At 72.6% G+C, this 2,459-nt stretch carries 4 protein-coding genes; all 4 read left to right on the top strand.

All coding sequences use genetic code 11. From position 1 onward, the window contains the following. On the top strand, nt 1-535 hold a 535-nt coding region (locus tag U9R90_RS35540; RefSeq protein ID WP_411061572.1), incomplete at its 5' end, for a hypothetical protein. 52 nt (nt 536-587) lie between these two features. After that, nucleotides 588-1,184 (top strand): DUF6529 family protein, encoded by a 597-nt coding sequence (locus U9R90_RS35535; protein WP_411061571.1) that lies wholly within the window; start codon nt 588-590, stop codon nt 1,182-1,184. Next, nucleotides 1,181-1,651, top strand: coding sequence for a Rieske (2Fe-2S) protein (locus U9R90_RS35530; RefSeq protein ID WP_411061569.1), 471 nt, complete (start codon nt 1,181-1,183; stop codon nt 1,649-1,651). The genes U9R90_RS35535 and U9R90_RS35530 overlap by 4 nt, the downstream gene beginning before the upstream one ends. A 10-nt stretch (nt 1,652-1,661) precedes the next feature. Continuing rightward, nucleotides 1,662-2,348, top strand: coding sequence for a DNA polymerase beta superfamily protein (locus U9R90_RS35525; protein WP_411061567.1), 687 nt, complete (start codon nt 1,662-1,664; stop codon nt 2,346-2,348). The last annotated feature ends 111 nt before the right edge of the window (nt 2,349-2,459 follow it).

Genomic DNA, 2,459 nt, shown 5'->3' with positions numbered 1-2,459 from the left:
CCCGTCTCCCTCCCCTTCCCCGTCTCCCTCCGCCTCCGCCTCCGCCTCGCCGAAGCCCACCCCGTCGCGGTCTGCGGACGCCGCCTACGCGGGCCGTACGGACGACGGCACATCGGCGGTCGCCGTGACGCTCCGCGACGGCAAGGCCATCGGGTACTTCTGCGACGGCCGCAACCAGGAGTCCTGGCTGAAGGGCAGCGTCAGGGACGACGGCGCGGTGCGGCTGACCGGCAGGGGCGGCGCCGAACTCACGGGCACCGTGAGCGGCCGGAACCTGACGGGCGCCGTCGCTGTCGACAAACAGACGTACGCCTTCACCCTTGCCCGGGCGATCGAGCCATCCGGTATCTACCGCGCCACGTCCGAGGTGCGCGGCGCCGATGTCGACGGCGGCTGGATCGTCCTTCCGAACGGCGACCAGGTCGGCGTCCTCAACCGGGACGGCAAGCCGTCCCCCGCTCCGGAGATGGACCCGGAGACCGGCACAGTGACGGTCGACGGCTCCCGGCTCACCACCCGCCCGGTCGTCCCCTGAGAGAGCTCACCTGAGGGCTCACCTGAGAGCCCACCTGAGAGGCAGGTGCCTGATGAGCGTGGACCCCAATGCCGCGACACAGGGCGTCCCGGCCCGGCCACCCGCCGCCCACGGCCGCCCGCACCCCGTCCGCTATCTGGTCCCCACGCTCGTCGGCGCGGCGGTCGCCCTCGCCCTCGGCGCCTACGGGCGGGTGCACGACCCCGCGGGCACCGCCTTCAATCTGGCGGGGTTCAGCAGTACGGGAGCGGTCAAGGCCTGGCTGGCGACCGGTGCGCTCGGCTTCGCCGTGGTGCAACTGGCGTCGGCACTCGCGATGTACGGACGGCTGCCGCGGGTGCCGCCCGCGTCCTGGACCCCGGCCCTGCACCGCTGGTCGGGCCGTGCCGCGTTCCTGCTGGCCGTACCCGTCGCGGTGCACTGCCTCTACGCGCTCGGCTACCAGTCGTACGACACCCGGGTCCTGTGGCACTCGCTGCTGGCCTGCTTCTTCTTCGGAGCGTTCACCGCCAAGATGCTGCTGCTGCGCTCGGAACGGCTGCCCGGCTGGCTGCTGCCGGTGGTGGGCGGCCTGGTCTTCACGGCACTGACGGTGGTCTGGCTGACCTCGGCGCTGTGGTTCTTCCGCACCTTCGGGGTGACGACATGACGGGTACGGCACGGCGGTCGATCCTCGCGGCGGGTGCGGCCGCGCTGGCGGGTGGCGCCGTCGCGGGCTGCACCGAGTACGGCGGCGAGGGCGGTTCCCCGGACGACGGCGCTGGTTCCCCGAACGACGACGGTGGTTCCGCGGACGCCACGACGGCGCCCGCGACCGGGCAGCCGCCCGGCGACGCACTCGCCCAGACCTCCGACATCCCGGTCGGCGGCGGGAAGGTCTTCGCGGACCGCAAGGTCGTGGTGACCCAGCCCCAGCAGGGCGACTTCAAGGCCTTCTCGGCCGTCTGCACCCATCAGGGCTGTACCGTCCGGGATGTCGCCGACGGCACCATCAACTGCCCCTGCCACGGCAGCAGGTACCGCGTCGATGACGCCTCGGTAGCCGAAGGACCGGCCCCTCGCCCCCTGCCTCCCCAGCGGATCACTGTCACCGAGGGCACCATCCGGCTCGCGTAACCTCGCGGGCATGCGCCCCGAGGAACTCGTCCGCGACCACACGGTCTACTCCTGCGTGATGGGCTCACGCGCCTTCGGCCTGGCCACCGACGCCAGCGACACCGACCGGCGCGGGGTGTTCCTCGCGCCGACCCCGCTGTACTGGCGCTTCGAGAAGCCCCCGACGCATGTGGAGGGCCCGCTCGACGAGCAGTTCTCCTGGGAGCTGGAGCGCTTCTGCGAACTCGCTCTGCGCGCCAACCCGAACATCCTGGAGTGCCTGCACTCCCCGCTCGTCGAGCACCTGGACGACACCGGCCGCGAACTCCTCGCCCTACGCGGCGCGTTCCTGTCCCGCCAGGCCCACCAGACGTTCGCCCGCTACGCACTGGGCCAGCGCAAGAAGCTGGAAGCGGACGTACGCCAGCACGGCGCCCCGCGCTGGAAACACGCCATGCACCTGCTCCGCCTGCTGCTGACCTGCCGCGACCTCCTGCGCTCGGGCGAGCTGACCATCGACGTCGGCGACGCCCGCGACGCCCTTCTCGCGGTGAAACACGGCGAGGTCCCCTGGCCGGAGGTCGAATCCCGCATGACCCGCCTGGCGTCCGAGACCGATGAGGCGGCGCTGCGCAGCCCCCTGCCCCTGGAGCCGGACCGCGCCCGCGTGGAGGACTTCCTGATCCGCACCCGGCGCTCCTCGGCCGCCCGTCAGTGAGGCGCCGCCACGGACAGGCCCGCGGCGGACGCACGAACTCACGCGTCCCAGAGCGCCCCCAGCACCCCCAGCTCATCCCGATACTCGATCCGCTCGGCCCACTCCACGGGC

This window comes from Streptomyces sp. E11-3 (assembly GCF_046540415.1).
GTDB lineage: Bacteria > Actinomycetota > Actinomycetes > Streptomycetales > Streptomycetaceae > Streptomyces.
This window is presented reverse-complemented; position numbering and strand designations above follow the sequence as displayed.

What these genes read in the sequence shown, in the direction of transcription:
- U9R90_RS35535 (WP_411061571.1), top strand. Translation starts at nt 588, where the DNA reads ATGAGCGTGGACCCCAATGCCGCGACACAGGGCGTCCCGGCCCGGCCA.
- U9R90_RS35530 (WP_411061569.1), top strand. Translation starts at nt 1,181, where the DNA reads ATGACGGGTACGGCACGGCGGTCGATCCTCGCGGCGGGTGCGGCCGCG.
- U9R90_RS35525 (WP_411061567.1), top strand. Translation starts at nt 1,662, where the DNA reads ATGCGCCCCGAGGAACTCGTCCGCGACCACACGGTCTACTCCTGCGTG.